Consider the following 15344-nt stretch of genomic DNA (forward strand, 5'->3'; position numbering starts at 1 on the left):
TGCCGGCGCTATTCAGCGGCATGACAATCGCCGATATCCAGCCGATTCGCCTCAGCCTTGTCGATACCGACCTTCCGGCCGCCGCTGCCGCCTTCGGTGATGCCTTCCGCCGCACCGGCTTCGCTGTCGTCGCCGACCATGGCATTCCGCAGTCGCTCATCGACCGCGCGCTGATCGCCACCCGTGCGCTGTTCGCGCTGCCGGCCGCGACCAAGGCACGTTACGTCATTCCGGGCGGCGGTGGCCAGCGCGGCATGACCGCCTTCGGCATCGAAGCTGCCAAGGGCGCAGCGCGCGCCGACCTGAAAGAATTCTGGCATGTCGGCCGCGACCTGCCGGCCGGCCACCGTTTCAGCGCGACCATGCCGCCCAATATCTGGCCCGACGAAGTCCCGGACTTTCATGCCGCCGTCGGCGCGCTCTATGCCGCGCTCGATGCCGCCGGCCGCCGCATGCTGCGGGCCATCGCCGTCCATCTGCAGCGCGCCCCGGACTTCTTCGACGAGCCGGTGGCCGAGGGCAATTCGATCCTGCGCCTGCTCCATTATCCGCCGGTGCAGATCGCCGAGGCCGGGGCCATCCGTGCCGGCGCCCATGAGGACATCAACGTCATCACCCTGCTGCTGGGCGCCGAGGAAGCCGGGCTGCAGCTTCTGTCGCCCGATGGCACATGGCACGACATCGCCGCGCCCCAAGGCAGCCTGGTGTGCAACATCGGCGACATGCTGCAGCGCCTCACCGGGGGCCGGTTGCCGTCGACGACGCACCGGGTCGTCAACCCGGTGCCGGAACGTGCGGCCTTCCCGCGCTATTCGACGCCGTTCTTCCTGCATTTCCGGCCCGATTACCGGATCGAAACGATGCCCGGTGGCCCGTTGACCGCCCCGCCCATCACCGCCGATGCCTATCTTCACGAGCGGCTGCGCGAAATCAAACTTCTGTAACATTCATGCCGCATTGCGAGCGGCAACCAGGGAAAGTCGATTCATGCGCGCTGTCACCCGTCTTCTGGCTGTCCTGCTGGCAACACCGGCAATGGCGGCCCCGACCCTCCAGACGCCGCAGGCCGACGCCTTCTGGGATGCCGGCCGCGCTGCGCTCAACCAGCGCATGACCGTGGTGAACCGCCCGAAACACGCCAAAAACGTCATCCTGATGATCGGCGACGGCATGGGCATCAGCACCATCACCGCCGCGCGCATTTTCGACGGCCAGCACCCGGGGGACGGCCTGCCGCGCCGCAGCGGCGAAGAGAACAGCCTCGCCTTCGAACGCCTGCCCAATGTCGCACTGGTCAAGACCTATAACGCCAATGCCCAGGTGCCGGACAGCGCCGGCACGGCCAGCGCCATGAACACCGGCGTCAAGACCGATATCGGCGTCATCAATTTCTATGCGGGCCAAGGCCCAGACGCCTGCAAGACGCCCGACAAGCTGCCGCGAACCCTTGCCGAGATCGCCAAGGATCGCGGCATGGCGGTCGGCGTTGTCACGACGACGCGCATCACCCATGCGACGCCGGCCGCCGTCTATGGCCACGCCTACAGCCGCAACTGGGAAGGCGCTGACAAGGCCTTTCCCGCAGCCGCCCGCGCCGCCGGTTGCCCCGATCTCGCCACCCAGCTGGTGGACTTCCGCCCCGGCGGCGGCCTCGATATCGTTCTCGGCGGTGGGCTTGAACGGTTCCGGCCGGTCGCTGCCGGCGGCTTGCGTGACGATGGCGCCGATCTCGTCGCCAAATGGCAGGCGCGCTTCCCAAGGGGCCAGTTCGTCGGCAACGCTGCCGACTTCCGCGCCATCACCGCGGCCCCCGGACCGGTGCTCGGGCTGTTCACCGCCGATCACCTCAGCTTCGAGGCCGATCGCGATCCGGCGATCGAACCCAGCCTGACCGAGCTGGCGACCTTTGCCGTCAAGCGCCTGCAGGCGTCATCCCCCAAGGGCTATTATCTGATGGTCGAAGGTGGCCGGATCGACCATGCCCATCACGGGACCAATCCCTATCGCGCGCTCACCGACGCCCAGCAGTTCAGCCGTGCCGTCGCCGCCGTGCTCAAATCGGTCGACCTCAACGACACGCTGGTGCTGGTCACCGCCGACCACAGCCATACGTTGAACATGGCGGGCTACCCCGAACGCGGCAACGATATCCTTGGCTATATCAAGAACGCCAAGGGCGGCGAAGGCGGGCCCCTGGTCAGCAAGGAAGGCTATGCGCTGGACGATCGTGGCCGGCCGATGACCACCCTCACCTATGCCAATGGCCCGTTCCTCAGCCCCGGGCTGTCGCGCCTGCTGCCGCCCACCGACAAGAATTATCTCACCGACAAGGTCTACGGCACCCAGAGCGAGTCGCATGGCGGCGAGGATGTCGCGCTGTTCGCCGATGGTCCGCGCGGGAATCTCGTCGGCGGCGTCCTCGAACAGAATGTCATCTTCCACATCATCGCCCAAGCGCTGGGCTGGAATTAGACCGGCAGCGCTTATTGGCTGACCTGCACCGCCGGCCGTGCAGCGCCCGACCGATCAGCGCCCGACCCGACTTCGGCCCCGACCCCGGCCCCCGCACCGGCAATGCCGAACGCCGCCGCAGCACCGATCGCCAGGCCGACCAGAAGGCCCAATATCCCCAGCAGTCGAGTCACGCCGACACGTCCCGCGGGACGTGCATCCTTGTTTTCCACTGATTATCCTGACGCGACAGCATGTATGATCTGCCCAATTTCATGCAAATCTCGTGCCACGCCCGGGTCGCACGCCAAGTCGCTGAATTTGCTACCTACAGCTCTGACCGGTCATCAATGATTGTAAACCTGTCCGACACCTGGCCGTAGCGTGCCGAAATGAAGGTCAGGCCATCGGCCGGGGCGTTGAGCCCCAATGCGCGGCGATCGCAGGCCGCCAGCGCCGATGCCAGCGTTGCCGCCGACCAGCGCCCCTGCCCGACCAGCTTGAGACAGCCGACCATCGAACGCACCTGGTGGTGCAGAAACGAGCGTGCCTCGGCGACCACCGATATCAGCTCGCCATCCCGCGCCACGTCGAGGCGGTCGAGCGTCTTGATGGGTGACGCCGACTGGCACGCGGTCGACCGGAACGTGGTGAAATCATGCCGTCCGACGAGCAGTTGCGCCGCCGCAGCCATGGCGTCGGCATCCAGCAGCGCCGGCACCTGCCATGCCAGACCGCGCTGAACCGTCAACGGCGCGCGCCGGTTGATGATGGTGTAGCGATAGGCCCGCCCGGTGCAGTCGAACCGGGCATGAAAGCCCGGAGCCTCCACGCAATCGAGCACCGCGATCGGCTGCGGCCGCAGGCGCCCGTTGATCGCTTCCACCAGCCGGAACGGCGTGAACGGTCGCGCCAGGTCGAAATGGGCCACCATCGCCGCGGCATGGACCCCGGCATCGGTGCGTCCGGCACCATGAACCTGCACCGTTTCACCGCTGATGGCATGGATCGCCGCCTCGATGGCACCCTGGACCGATGGCGCATTGTCCTGCCGCTGCCAGCCGGCATAGGGCCGGCCATCGAACTCGACAGTGATCCGAAACCGCGTCGTCACGCCGGATCGACGGCGGTTCCCGGCGGCAGCGGCCAGCCATTGAGCAGGTCGGCCGTCGGCATTGCCGGCTTGCCGGCGCGCTGCACCAGCGTCGGCCGCAACCCGCCCGCCGCGGTGCCGATGGTCAGCTGGCCATCGGCAATCACGCCCGGGGTGAAATGCCCCGTCACGACCGACGCTGCCAGAATCTTCAGCCGTTCGCCGCCGATCAGCGTCCATGCGCCAGGTGCCGGATTGAAAGCCCGCACTGCCCGCGCCACCGCCTCGGCAGTCTGCCCGAAGTCGAGCCGCGCTTCGGCCTTGCCGATCTTGGGCGCCAGCGTCACGCCTTCGTCGGGCTGCGGCACGCGCGGACAGGTTCCGGCCAGCGCCTCGACGACCAGCCGCGCACCCATTGCGGCGAGTTCCGCCGTCAGCGCGCCCGCCGTCTTGTCACCCACCGGCGTCGCATCGGACAGGATCATCGGCCCGGTATCGAGCCCGGCTGCCATCGCCATGATGGTAACACCGGTTTCCGTATCGCCAGCGAGGATGGCACGCTGGATCGGTGCCGCGCCGCGCCAGCGCGGCAACAGCGAGGCATGGATGTTGATGCAGCCAAGCACCGGCGCGTCGAGCACCGCCTGTGGCAACAGCAAACCATAGGCCGCGACCACCGCCACCTCGGCATTCCATGCGGCGAACTGTGCCTGGGCATCGGCCGTCTTCAACGTCGCGGGCGTTTCGACCGGCAGCCCCAGGGCTTCGGCACGCACATGAACGGCAGACTTGGCAAGGGCCTTGCCGCGCCCCGCCGGTTGCGGCGCGCGGGTGTAGACCGCAACGACATCATGCCCCGCCGCAATCAGCGCCTCGAGTGCCGGCACCGCAAAGGGCGGCGTGCCCATGAAGATCGTTCGCATTGCCGCAGGCTATCGCTTATTCGGGGCCGCCACGCCAGTGTCGCCCCCGCTGCCGCCTCAGTTGGTGACCGCCACCACGGTAACGGCGCGGCGATTGCGTGCGAACGCGGATTCGTCACTGCCTTCGGCGACCGGGCGTTCCTTGCCATAGCTGATCGTGGTCATCCGGCTGGTCGCAACACCCTGCGCCGCCAGGAAGTTCTTCGCTGCCGTGGCGCGGCGATCGCCGAGCGCGAGGTTATACTCGCGGGTGCCGCGTTCATCGGTATGTCCTTCGACCGTCACCTTGACCGTCGGGTAGCGCGCCAGCCATTCGGCCTGCTTGCCCAGAATGGTCTTGGCTTCGTCGTCGATATCATAGCTGTCATAGGGAAACAGCACCGTGTCGCTGCCCGACTGGGCAACGAAATCAGCCGAGGAGCCGGGGATGTTGGTCGACCCGACACCGGTGGTCGGCGCGCCGGCATTGGGATCGCGCGGGGTGGTGTCGGTCGCAGGGGCCGTGACGGCGCTCGGCGGTGCCGGCGGCAGATCCTTCTTCTTGGTGGCGCAAGCCGATACACCCAGCGCCAGCACGGTGATGACGGGCAGAACAATCAGACGCTGCGACATCGCAAAACCTTCCTCGATGAGTTCAGAAAAACCTTAGCACAGCAACGCCGGACGCTGCGACCCCGTTCCAATTGCAACGCAATCTATGGCAATAGCGGCGACCAGGCCGGGTCGGAGCCATCGAGCGGTGTCGGCACCTTGCGCTCGTTCTGTCCGGACAGGTCGACCGAATAGAGATCGACCGGGCCACCCCGCGCCGAACGGAAGAACAGGATGACCCGGCCATTGGGCGACCAGGTCGGGCCTTCGTCCTGATAGGCATTGGTCAGCAGACGCTCGCCCGAACCATCGGGCTTCATCACGCCGATCGAGAACCGCCCGCCACCGATCCGCGTGAAGGCGATCAGGTCGCCACGCGGGCTCCACACCGGCGTGGCGGCGCGGCCGTCGCCGAAGCTGATGCGCTGCTGTCCCGAACCATCGGCATTCATGACATAGAGTTGCTGGGACCCGCCGCGGTCGCTTTCGAAGACGATACGGCTGCCATCGGGCGAATAGCTCGGCGCCGTGTCGATGCCGGGCTGGGTCGTCAGCCGCGTCAGCCGGCGGCTGGCAATATCCATCCGGTAGACATCGGTGTTGCCGCCGACCGACATCGAGAAGATCAGGTTGCTGCCATCGGGCGAAAACCGCGGTGCAAAGCTCATGTTCGGAAAATCGCCGATCGCCTGCTGGCGCCCCGACCCCAGGGTGTAAAGCCAGACCCGCGGCCGATTGCCCTCGAACGACATATAGGTGATGGTCTGCTGGTTCGGCGCGAAACGCGGCGTCAGCACCAGATTCTGGCCGCTGGTCAGAAAGCGATGCCCGGCACCGTCCTGGTCCATGACCGCCAGCCGCTTGATCCGCTTCGTCTTCGATCCCGTCTCCGACACATAGACGATGCGGCTGTCGAAATAGCCGGTTTCCCCGGTCAGCCGGGCATAGACGAGGTCGGCGCATTTGTGGGCTGCCCGCCGCCAGCCTGCGGCCGTGGTGACAAATCCCTGACGCGCCAGTTCCTCGGCCGAGAACACGTCATAGGCGTAGCAACCGACCGTCACCCCGCCATCCGGGTTGGCCGTGACCGTTCCGGTGACCAGCGCCTGCGCCGCCACCGTGCGCCAGTTGGCGAACTGCGGCCGGGTCACATCGGGCATCGTCACCCGCGTCGTATAGGCGGCCGGGTCGATCGGCCGGAACAGCCCCGACGACTTGAGGTCATCCGCGATGACCTTTGCGACCCGCGCCCCCAGATCACCGGTGCCGCCGGCTTCGGTCGTCGCCTCGGCCGGCGTCGCAAAGGCCGGTATCGCGATCGGCAGCGGCTGGGCGATCCCGGAATTGATATCGACCCGGATCGGCGCGGCGGATGCAGGGCTGAGGGCGGGAGCGGCGAGCGCGCTGAGCGCGAAGAACAGGATACGCATGGCCGGTTGTGTAGCACCGGCCGCCCCGCCCGCGAAACCCGCTATCGCACCTTGGGACATGCAATCATCGCATATCGCCGCACCGCCGCCTTGCGCGCCAGCATGGCGCACGACAGATCGACGCCGTTGACACTGACGCGCGCCAGGATGCGGTCATATCGGTCATAACCTTGCGGCTTGACCAGCACCGGGCCCGACCGGACCAGCCCGATCAGCACCCGCTTCGACGCCGCACCATTGCCCGGCGTGCAACGCCGCCCGGCGTTGCAATGGCCCGGCAGTTCGGGCGCGTCGATGCCCAGCATGCGCACCCGCGCCGGCAGGTTGCGGCACGACAGCGTGTCGCCATCGCTGACCCAGGGGCGTTCGCATATGATGGCGGGAGGCAAGGCGGTCGGCATGGCATTCCCTAACCGTGCTCCGCAATCGGCGCCACTGGTGTTGACCCCCTTGCCGGGGCGCGACTATAGGGGCGCCTCATCAACCAGTGGCAACCGCGCCGCTGGTCCTTTGGCAGCGTAGCTCAGTTGGTGAGAGCGCCGGATTCATAACCCGGAGGTCGGCAGTTCAAATCTGCCCGCTGCTACCAAAGGCCCGCCTCATGTCCCCTTCCGCTCCGCTCTGGTCACTCGTCATCCACGGCGGTTCGGGCCGCATGACTCGCCCGACGATGACCGCCGATGCCGAAGCCGGCTTCCGCGCCGGCCTGGCCACCGCGCTCGCGGTCGGCAGCGCCATCCTCGACAGTGGCGGCACCGCTCTCGATGCCGTTGAGGCTGCGGTCATGACGCTGGAGGATGATCCGCAGTTCAACGCCGGCCGCGGCGCGGTCTTCACCGCCGAAGGTCGCAACGAGCTCGATGCGGCGATCATGGACGGCAGCAGCCGCGCCGCCGGCGCCGTCGCCGGGGTGACGCGCACCCGCAATCCGGTCGCCCTCGCCCGCGCTGTCATGGAACGCACGCCGCATGTGCTGCTGGCGCGCGAGGGTGCCGACTGCTTCGCGCTGGAAGCGGGGTTGCCGCAGGTCGATCCGGCCTGGTTCGGCACCGATGCGCGCTGGCAGGCGCTGACCGCGATGAAGGCCGCTGCCGCGCGCGGCGAATCGGTCTTCGACAAGACACTGAAATACGGCACTGTCGGTGCTGTCGCCCGCGACTCCGCCGGCCATCTGGCAGCCGCCACCTCCACGGGCGGACTGACCGGCAAACGCTGGGGCCGGATCGGCGATTCGCCGATCATCGGCGCCGGCACCTATGCGGATGACCGTTCGGTCGCAGTGTCCGCCACCGGGTCGGGCGAGGACTTCATCCGGGTGGCCGCGGGCCACGAGATCGGCGCGCGCGTGCGGCTGCGCGGGGACGACACCCAGACGGCCGCCGACGCCGTCATCGAGGAGCTGCGGCGCATCGACGGCGATGGCGGCGTCATCTTTGTCGGTGCCGATGGCAGCGCCGGCTGGTCGTTCAACACCCCGGGCATGTTCCGCGCCCGCGTCACCGCCTCTCAATCTCCACTGGTGGCAATCTTCGACGACGAAGGGTAACGTTTGCGTCAACCGCTCGGGAGCTTGCCGCAATGTCGATACCTGCCCAGTTCAAGAACCGCCTGTCGATCCCGGTGATCGGGTCGCCGCTGTTCATCATTTCCGGGCCGGAGCTGGTCATGGCGCAGTGCCGCGCCGGCATCATCGGCAGCTTCCCCAGCCTCAACGCCCGCCCTATTGCCCAGTTCGAGGAATGGCTGCAGCGCCTGTCGACCGAGCTCGGTCCCGACGACGCACCCTATGCCGTCAACCTGATCGTCCACAAATCCAACGACCGGCTGATGGACGATCTGGCGCTGTGCGTGAAATACAAGGTGCCGCTGATCATCACGTCGCTTGGCGCGCGCTACGACGTCAACGAGGCGATCCACAGCTATGGTGGCATCGTGATGCATGACGTCATCACCAATGCCTTTGCGAAGAAGGCGGTTGAAAAGGGCGCCGACGGCCTGATCGCGGTCGCCGCCGGCGCCGGCGGCCATGCCGGCACCACCTCACCCTTCGCGCTGATCCAGGAAATCCGCGAATGGTTCGACGGACCGCTGGCGTTGTCGGGCAGCATCGCCAATGGCGGCGCCGTCCTCGCCGCCGAAGCGATGGGCGCCGATTTCGGCTATATCGGCTCGGCCTTCATCGCCACGGAGGAAGCCCGTGCCGCCTCGGCCTACAAGGACATGATCGTCGATTCCAACGCCGTCGACATCGTTTATTCGAACCTGTTCACCGGCGTGCACGGCAATTACCTGCGTCCGTCCATCGTCAACGCCGGCATGGACCCCGACAATCTCGCCGTCAGCGACCCCAGCGCCATGAATTTCGGCAGCGGCGGCAACACCGACGCCAAGGCGTGGAAGGACATCTGGGGTTGCGGCCAGGGCATCGGCGCGGTCAAGGCGGTGTTGCCGGCGGCGCAGCTGGTCGCGCGGTTGAAATCCGAGTATGACGCCGCCAGATTGCGGATCAGCGGCCGGCCGGCCGCAGCCATGGCAGCGGAGTGAGTTTGATGATCGGCAACATGAACCTGGGCGCTCGCGGACGGCTGTTGTGGATCGGCGCCGCCATGCTGCTTGGCATGGCCAGCCAATATTGTGTCAATTTCGGCGCCTGCGCAGCACCTTTGTCATAGTATCGCACGGAACGCCGCCTTCACCGGCTCGTTGATCGGGCCTAACATCGCCCCGATCAACGAAAGGCCCGCTGCCATGGAACTCGCTGTCGCTCTCGAAAACGTCTGCCGGATCATCCAGCGTGCGCGCGAATATGAAACGCTGCTGCCGGAAACCGACCCCGACGAGGGCTCCAACCCCACCGACGACGGCGAAGCCGATGCCATCGAGGATGATGGCGACAATCCTTCCGAAGCCGAACTGCGCGCGATCGTCGAGGATCTTGCCGAAGACGAGCAGGCCGAAGTGATTGCCCTTGCGCTTGTCGGCCGCGGCACCTTCGACGCCAGCGAATGGGCCGACGCCCTCGACGCCGCCGCCGAGGAAGTCGATGCCATCGTCGAATGGATGCTGGAACAGCCGACCCTGAGCACCGACCTCGAAGCCGGTCTCGCTGCCTTCGATCTCAGCTGCGACGGCGTCGGAACGCTCGTCTGACGAAAAACCCCTCCCGCTCGCGGGAGGGGTTGATTCCGGGCTGGGCCAGATGCCGCCGCCCGCTGCGGTTACCGCCGCACCACGCGCTCGGCGTTCGACACTTCGGGTGCCGCGCGTGTCTTGACCCCCAGGGAGATCAGCAGCGACGACGATACGAAGATCGACGAATAGGTGCCGACGACGATGCCGAGCATCATTGCCGCGGTGAAGCCGAAGATGACATCGGGGCCCAGCAACAGCATCGATGCCAGGGCCGCGAGCAGCGTTACCGATGTCATCACGGTGCGCGGCAGCGTTTCGTTGACCGACAGGTCGATGATCGGCCCGATGTCCATCGTCCGATATTTGCGCAGATTCTCGCGGATGCGGTCGTCGATGACGACCTTGTCGTTAAGCGAATAGCCGATGATGGTCAGCACCGCCGCCACGACGTTGAGGTCGAACTCCAGCTGGGTCAGCGCGAAAAAGCCCAGCGTCACGACAACGTCATGGACCAGCGCAACCACCGTCGAAATTCCGAAGTACCATTCGAAGCGGAACCAGGTGAAAAGCGCCACCGCCGCCATCGATAGTACCACCGCCCAGATTCCACTCTCGATCAGCTCGCCGGAGACCTTGCCGGAGACGCTTTCGACGCGGCGGAAGGTCAGGTCGCCGTAATTGCCCTGCAGTCCGGCGCGCACCTTTGCCACCACACGCTGCACGGCCGTCTGGTCGCCTTCCGGCAGCGGCAGCCGGATCAGGATGTTGCGCGGGCTGCCGAACTCCTGCAGCGCGGACTGGCCGACGCCCAGGCTGTCGACCCTGGCGCGCAGCGCGTCGAGCGGCGGCGGAGACTTGAACTCGACTTCCATCGTCAGCCCGCCGACGAAATCGACGCCGAGGTTGAGCCCCTTGGTGGCGAGCAGCCCCAGCGAACCGAGCGTCAGCAGCATCGTCACCGCAAAGGCAATGAAGCGCAGCCGGACGAAGCCGATGTTGGTATTGTCGGGAACGAGTTTCAACGGCATGGCCTGTCCCTTATATCACCAGAACCGCGGGTCGTGCCCGCGCCAGCCAGCGCGATACGATCAACCGCACCAATGTCACCGCGGTGAACACCGATGTCGCGATGCCGATCGACAGCACCACGGCAAAGCCCTTGATCGGCCCGGAACCGAAGATGAACATGATGATGGCGACGATGATGTTGAGCGAATTGGCGTCCCAGATCGTCCGCGTCGCATCGCGGAAGCCGACCTCGACCGAAGCGATCACACCCCGCCCCTTGCGTTGCTCCTCGCGAATGCGTTCGTTGATGAGCACATTGGCGTCGACCGCGGCGCCGATGGTCAGCACCAGCCCGGCAATGCCCGGCAGCGTCAGCGTGAAGCCGGCGCCCGACATGACTGCCAGGATCAGCATGACATTGATGACCAGTGCAAAGACGGCATAGACGCCGAAGCGGCCGTAAGTGACGATCATCAGAACGGACACGGCGATAACGGCGACGATCGCGGCGATGCTGCCGGCGCGGATCGAATCCGCCCCCAGGTCGGGCCCGACGGTGCGTTCCTCGACGACCTTGAGTTCGACCGGCAACTTGCCCGACCGCAGCAGGATCGCCAGTTCGTTCGCCGTCTGCACCGTGTAGCTGCCGGAAATGATCCCGGATCCGCCCAGGATCGGCTCGGTGATATTGGGTGCCGAAATCACCTTGTTGTCGAGAATGATCGCGAACGGACGGCCGACATTTTCCTGCGTCGCCTGGGCAAAGCGCCGGCCGCCGGTCGAATCGAACCTAAAGCTCACCGCCGGCTGGCCATTCTGGTCCTGCGACACCTGGGAATCGATCAACTGGTCGCCGGTTATGATGGCGCGGCGCTTGACGACCACCGGCCCGCCATCGAGGCTCGGCAAGATCTGGCTGCCGGGCGGGGCGCGGCCCTGGGCGACCTCGGTCGGGTCGGCGGCCACATCGACGAGCTTGAATTCGAGCTTGGCGGTCTTGCCGAGCAGCGCCTTGAGCGCCTGCGGGTCCTGCAACCCCGGTACCTGGACCACGATGCGGTTGGCGCCCTGCCGAACGATCGTCGGCTCGCGGGTGCCGAGTTCGTCGATGCGCTTGCGAATGACCTCGACTGCCTGCGCCATGGCGCTGTCGATCGACGACGCGACACCGGCGTCGCTCTCGGTCAGGATGATGCGATTGCCCGCCTCCACCGTCACATCGACATCGCGCGCGCCGGTCAGGCCGGACAGCGGCCGGGTCACGGTCTTCAGCGTTTCGACGGCGGCATCGACCCGCGACGGATCGGAAATCACCAGACTCAATCGCCCGCCGGCGGTCGACATGTCGGTAAAGGCGATGGCACCGCCGCTGGCCTGGCGCAGCTCGGCGCGGACCGTGTCCTCAAGGCTTTCCAGCTTGGTCTTGCGAACGTCGTCGGTGCTGGCTTCCAGCATCAGATGCGAGCCGCCACGCAGATCGAGCCCAAGGCTGAGCTGGTTCGATGGCAGGAACGCCGGCAGCCGCGCCGCCTGTTCGGGAGTCAGGAAGTTGGGAAAGGCGAACAGGAAGCCGATTGCGATCGTCGCCCAGATCGACCAGACCTTCCACTGCGGAAAATCGAGCACGCGCGGGTCAGGCCTTGGCGTCGTTGGCGGCAACCGGCGCATTGCGGTCGCGCACGTCCGCCAGCGTCGATTTCAGCACCTTCAGCTTGACCGTCGGCGCCACTTCCACTTCGACCTCACCGTCATCGACGCGGGTGACCTTGCCGATGATGCCGCCGCCGGTGACGACCGTATCGCCCTTTTTCACCGCTTCGATCATGGCGCGATGCGCCTTGGCGCGCTGCTGCTGCGGCCGGATCATCAGGAGATAGAAGATCGCGAAAATGGCGATGTAGGGCACGAAGGCGATCAGGCTGGCCGTGGCGCCGCCGGCGGGGCCGGCAGCGGCCTGGGCATAAGCCGGGGATGCGAACATGGAGAATGCTTTCTAGGGTCCGGGTGTCTGTCCGGATAGGACTGGTGCGCGCTCTAGCTTGTCATGGCGGTCGGTGCAATGTCGGCCTTTGCCAGCGCCGGCCGTGGCGCTACAGCCGGGACCATGTCCGACCCCCTCGCCCGCATCGCCGCCGCGCTCGAACGCCTGTCGCCGCCGGCGGTCGATGGCGATCCTGCGATCGGCCATTGGTTCGTGTTCGGCGACGCCGGCCTCGCGCCTGCGCCGCAGCCGCGGTTGACTCCGCTGGCGCTCTACGCCGGAGTCGACGCCCAGCGTGCGCAGCTGGTCGAAAATGCCCGCCGCCACGCCGCCGGCCTGCCGGCGCACGACGTGCTGCTGTGGGGCGCCCGCGGCATGGGGAAAAGCTCGCTGGTCCGTGCCGTCCATGGCGATCTCGTCGCGGGCGACTTCGATGTGGCGCTGGTACAATTGGTGCAGCCCGACCTGCCGCGCCTGCCGCAGCTGTTCCGCATCCTTGCCGCCTGCCCGCGCCGCTTCACCGTATTCCTCGACGACCTTTCGCTCGACGGCGATGATGGCCGGGTCCACGCACTGCGCTCGCTGCTCGATGGCGGCGTCATGGCGCGTCCCGACCATGTCCGGCTGGTCGTCACCTCCAACCGCCGCAACCTGGTGCCGCGGCAGATGGCGGATCAGGACAGCGACCCGGTCAACCCGCGCGACGTCGCCGATGACCAGCTGGCACTTGCGGACCGTTTCGGCCTGCGGCTCGGCTTCCATGCCTGCGACCAGGCGCAATATCTTGCCATTTGCGCCAACTATGCGGTCGCGCATGGCCTGGCGTTCGACCCGGCGGCGGCGCTGGCCTGGGCGGCGGGGCGCGGTGCACGGTCGGGGCGGGTCGCCTGGCAATTCACGGTCGAAACCGCGGGCGCCGCCGGCGTCAAGCTCTGAATCGCTCTCGACAATTGCCTGCTGCAGCGACAAACTGCCGCAAAATGCGAACGTCGGACGGGGGCTTGACCATGACATTTTTCTATCGCCGGCTCGGCCTGGCGGCGGCGGCGCTGCTGGGCGGGCTGTTGTTCGCGGCGCCGGCCGCTGCGCAGACCAACAGCCGCATCCGCTGCGAATCCTGGCAGTTCCGCCCCGCCCAATGTCCGGTGCCGGGCATCGTCGATGCCAGCGTCGCCAATGTCATTGCCGGGGATTGCCGCCCGGGCAACTGGGGGTGGGACCGCAACGGCGTCTTCGTCAACAACGGCTGTCGCGCCAACTTCAACGTGGTGACCCGCGGCGGTGGCTATCCCGGTGGCGGTCGCCCCGGCGGCGGCGGTTGGGGGCCCGGCGGCGGCCGACCCGGCGCCGGCCAGGTCGTGCGCTGCGAAAGCTGGAACTTCCGCCCGGCGCGCTGCCCGATGGACACGCGCGGCGGTGTTCGCATTCAGCAGACCTTCTCGCGCGACTGCACCCAGGGCAACTGGGGCTTCGACCGCAACGGGGTCTGGGTCATCAACGGCTGCCGCGCCGATTTCGTGTCGGGCAACGGCGGTGGCGGTGGCGGTGGCGGTTGGGGCGGCGGCAACGGCGGCGGTGGCGGCTGGGCCGGCGGCAATGGCGGTGGTGGCGGCTACCCCGGCGTCCAGATCATCGAATGCAACAGCATCAACTATCGCCCGGCACGCTGCCCGGCCGTCATCCAGTCGCGCGTCGAAATCGATCGCGTGCTCGGCGGCGAATGTATCCAGAACCGCAGCTGGGGCTTCGATGGCGGCGCCGTCTGGGTCAACAACGGCTGTCGTGCACGTTTCCGCGTCTTCTGATCGCAAATCCGGGGACTGATCGATGCGCCGGCTGCCCAATTGTCTCGCTGCGATGGCCATGGCAATCGCCCAGATCGCGGCGACAGCGCCGGCGCTGGCACAAGCGGCTCCCACGGATCGCTGGGCACGTCCGCAGCCGGGCCGGCCAGGCCCTGGCAACGGCAACAACAATGGCGGCGGCTGGGGTGGGGGCAACCAGGGCGGGAGTTGGAACGGCGGCAACTGGAACGGTGGCAACCAGGGCGGCAACTGGGATGGCGCCTCGATCCGCTGCGAATCGCAGAATTATCGCTATCGCGAATGCCGGGCGGACACGCGCGGCGGGGTCCGCCTGACGCGGGTGCGCGGTGGTGATTGCCGCCAGGGCCACAGCTGGGGCTATCAACGCGATGTCATCTGGGTCAACCACGGCTGCCGCGCCGATTTCCAGACCCGCAACGGCGGCAATAATGGTAACAACGGCGGTGGTGGACCATCGACCGGTGCCATCATCGGCGGCGTCGCGGTCGCTGCCGGCCTCGCCGCCCTGCTTGCCGCCGGCAACAAGAAAAAAACGCCTCCGGCGCAGAACGGCACCGCCGCGCCACCGCTGCCGCAGGAACCTTTTGTTCCCCCGGCCGGCGCCACCGGTGCCCCGGCCCGGATTACCGCCAACACCGGCGACGTCACCCCATCGGCACGGCCGTCGCTCGACACCTGCCTTCAGGAGGCAGCGCGCCAGATCGGCGCAACCGGCGGCAACGAAATCCGCCTCGATCGCCTCGACGACATTCAGCAAGGCAACGGCGGCTACCGTTTCCGCTTCCAGCTGTTCGCCATCTATCCCGACGAAAACCGCACCATCCCGGTGTTCTGCCGCGCCACGCCGACGACATTGGTGGAACTGACCTTCGGCTGAGCGGCCGCTGCCTCCAACGACGCAGCCCCGAT

The 15344-nt window shown here is 67.0% G+C and carries 18 protein-coding genes and 1 tRNA gene; 10 read left to right on the forward strand and 9 right to left on the reverse strand.

Going from position 1 to position 15344, the window contains the following annotated elements:
* Positions 1–20 precede the first annotated feature (20 nt).
* Together GGQ62_RS04130 and GGQ62_RS04135 are read left to right on the forward strand one after the other, a co-directional pair.
* Positions 21–944 carry an isopenicillin N synthase family dioxygenase gene (locus GGQ62_RS04130; protein WP_152576369.1) on the forward strand — a complete coding sequence of 308 codons (924 nt, stop codon included), beginning with the start codon at positions 21–23 and terminating at the stop codon, positions 942–944.
* 43 nt (positions 945–987) lie between these two features.
* On the forward strand, positions 988–2472 hold the full coding sequence (locus tag GGQ62_RS04135) for an alkaline phosphatase (protein ID WP_207790456.1): 1485 nt from the start codon (positions 988–990) through the stop codon (positions 2470–2472).
* An 11-nt stretch (positions 2473–2483) separates the two neighbouring features.
* On the opposite strand, the gene GGQ62_RS04140 is transcribed toward GGQ62_RS04135, so the two are convergent.
* The 6 genes from GGQ62_RS04140 to GGQ62_RS04160 form a co-directional block, all read right to left on the reverse strand.
* Positions 2484–2645: a hypothetical protein gene (locus GGQ62_RS04140; protein WP_153401048.1), complete on the reverse strand. Its 162-nt coding sequence runs from the start codon at positions 2643–2645 to the stop codon at positions 2484–2486.
* A 134-nt stretch (positions 2646–2779) separates the two neighbouring features.
* Complete coding sequence (truA, locus tag GGQ62_RS04145; RefSeq protein ID WP_243446592.1) at positions 2780–3565, reverse strand: tRNA pseudouridine(38-40) synthase TruA; 786 nt, start codon at positions 3563–3565, stop codon at positions 2780–2782.
* Positions 3562–4467 carry a methionyl-tRNA formyltransferase gene (gene fmt, locus GGQ62_RS16240; protein ID WP_152576367.1) on the reverse strand — a complete coding sequence of 302 codons (906 nt, stop codon included), beginning with the start codon at positions 4465–4467 and terminating at the stop codon, positions 3562–3564. The genes truA and fmt overlap by 4 nt, the downstream gene beginning before the upstream one ends.
* A 57-nt stretch (positions 4468–4524) precedes the next feature.
* A complete protein-coding gene (gene pal / locus GGQ62_RS04150; protein WP_152576366.1) occupies positions 4525–5079 on the reverse strand; it encodes a peptidoglycan-associated lipoprotein Pal in 555 nt (184 codons plus the stop codon).
* Between the two features lie 83 nt (positions 5080–5162).
* Positions 5163–6488: a Tol-Pal system beta propeller repeat protein TolB gene (gene tolB, locus GGQ62_RS04155; protein ID WP_152576365.1), complete on the reverse strand. Its 1326-nt coding sequence runs from the start codon at positions 6486–6488 to the stop codon at positions 5163–5165.
* 41 nt (positions 6489–6529) lie between these two features.
* Complete coding sequence (locus GGQ62_RS04160; protein WP_243445957.1) at positions 6530–6877, reverse strand: thermonuclease family protein; 348 nt, start codon at positions 6875–6877, stop codon at positions 6530–6532.
* A 123-nt stretch (positions 6878–7000) separates the two neighbouring features.
* On the opposite strand from GGQ62_RS04160, the gene GGQ62_RS04165 reads away from it, so the two are divergent.
* The 5 genes from GGQ62_RS04165 (at position 7001) to GGQ62_RS04180 (ending at position 9638) form a co-directional block, all read left to right on the forward strand.
* Positions 7001–7077: transfer RNA gene (locus GGQ62_RS04165), tRNA-Met, on the forward strand.
* 12 nt (positions 7078–7089) lie between these two features.
* Positions 7090–8034 carry an isoaspartyl peptidase/L-asparaginase family protein gene (locus GGQ62_RS04170; RefSeq protein WP_152576363.1) on the forward strand — a complete coding sequence of 315 codons (945 nt, stop codon included), beginning with the start codon at positions 7090–7092 and terminating at the stop codon, positions 8032–8034.
* A 32-nt stretch (positions 8035–8066) separates the two neighbouring features.
* Positions 8067–9032, forward strand: coding sequence for an NAD(P)H-dependent flavin oxidoreductase (locus tag GGQ62_RS04175; protein WP_152576362.1), 966 nt, complete (start codon positions 8067–8069; stop codon positions 9030–9032).
* Between the two features lie 5 nt (positions 9033–9037).
* Positions 9038–9160, forward strand: coding sequence for a hypothetical protein (locus GGQ62_RS16550; RefSeq protein WP_279379623.1), 123 nt, complete (start codon positions 9038–9040; stop codon positions 9158–9160).
* Between the two features lie 76 nt (positions 9161–9236).
* Entirely contained in the window at positions 9237–9638 is a 402-nt protein-coding gene (locus GGQ62_RS04180) for a DUF3775 domain-containing protein (RefSeq protein ID WP_152576361.1), read from the forward strand.
* Between the two features lie 68 nt (positions 9639–9706).
* On the opposite strand, the gene secF is transcribed toward GGQ62_RS04180, so the two are convergent.
* The 3 genes from secF to yajC are packed head-to-tail and all read right to left on the reverse strand — an operon-like array spanning position 9707 to position 12609.
* Positions 9707–10648, reverse strand: a complete 942-nt coding sequence (gene secF, locus GGQ62_RS04185) for a protein translocase subunit SecF (RefSeq protein ID WP_152576360.1) — start codon at positions 10646–10648, stop codon at positions 9707–9709.
* 10 nt (positions 10649–10658) lie between these two features.
* Positions 10659–12254: a protein translocase subunit SecD gene (gene secD / locus GGQ62_RS04190; protein WP_152576359.1), complete on the reverse strand. Its 1596-nt coding sequence runs from the start codon at positions 12252–12254 to the stop codon at positions 10659–10661.
* A gap of 7 nt (positions 12255–12261) precedes the next feature.
* The gene (yajC, locus tag GGQ62_RS04195; RefSeq protein WP_152576358.1) at positions 12262–12609 is read right to left on the reverse strand and encodes a preprotein translocase subunit YajC; all 348 of its coding nucleotides are present in this window, start codon (positions 12607–12609) and stop codon (positions 12262–12264) included.
* 123 nt (positions 12610–12732) lie between these two features.
* Between yajC and GGQ62_RS04200 the strand changes: the two genes are divergently transcribed.
* The 3 genes from GGQ62_RS04200 to GGQ62_RS04210 all read left to right on the forward strand — a co-directional run bounded on the left by GGQ62_RS04200 (position 12733) and on the right by GGQ62_RS04210 (position 15312).
* The gene (locus GGQ62_RS04200; RefSeq protein WP_152576357.1) at positions 12733–13545 is read left to right on the forward strand and encodes a DUF815 domain-containing protein; all 813 of its coding nucleotides are present in this window, start codon (positions 12733–12735) and stop codon (positions 13543–13545) included.
* Positions 13546–13616: 71 nt separating this feature from the next.
* Positions 13617–14414 (forward strand): DUF3011 domain-containing protein, encoded by a 798-nt coding sequence (locus tag GGQ62_RS16555; RefSeq protein ID WP_167649464.1) that lies wholly within the window; start codon positions 13617–13619, stop codon positions 14412–14414.
* A 22-nt stretch (positions 14415–14436) separates the two neighbouring features.
* On the forward strand, positions 14437–15312 hold the full coding sequence (locus GGQ62_RS04210) for a DUF3011 domain-containing protein (RefSeq protein ID WP_152576355.1): 876 nt from the start codon (positions 14437–14439) through the stop codon (positions 15310–15312).
* The last annotated feature ends 32 nt before the right edge of the window (positions 15313–15344 follow it).

It is taken from the genome of Polymorphobacter fuscus, assembly GCF_011927825.1.
Classification (GTDB): Bacteria; Pseudomonadota; Alphaproteobacteria; order Sphingomonadales; family Sphingomonadaceae; genus Sandarakinorhabdus; species Sandarakinorhabdus fusca.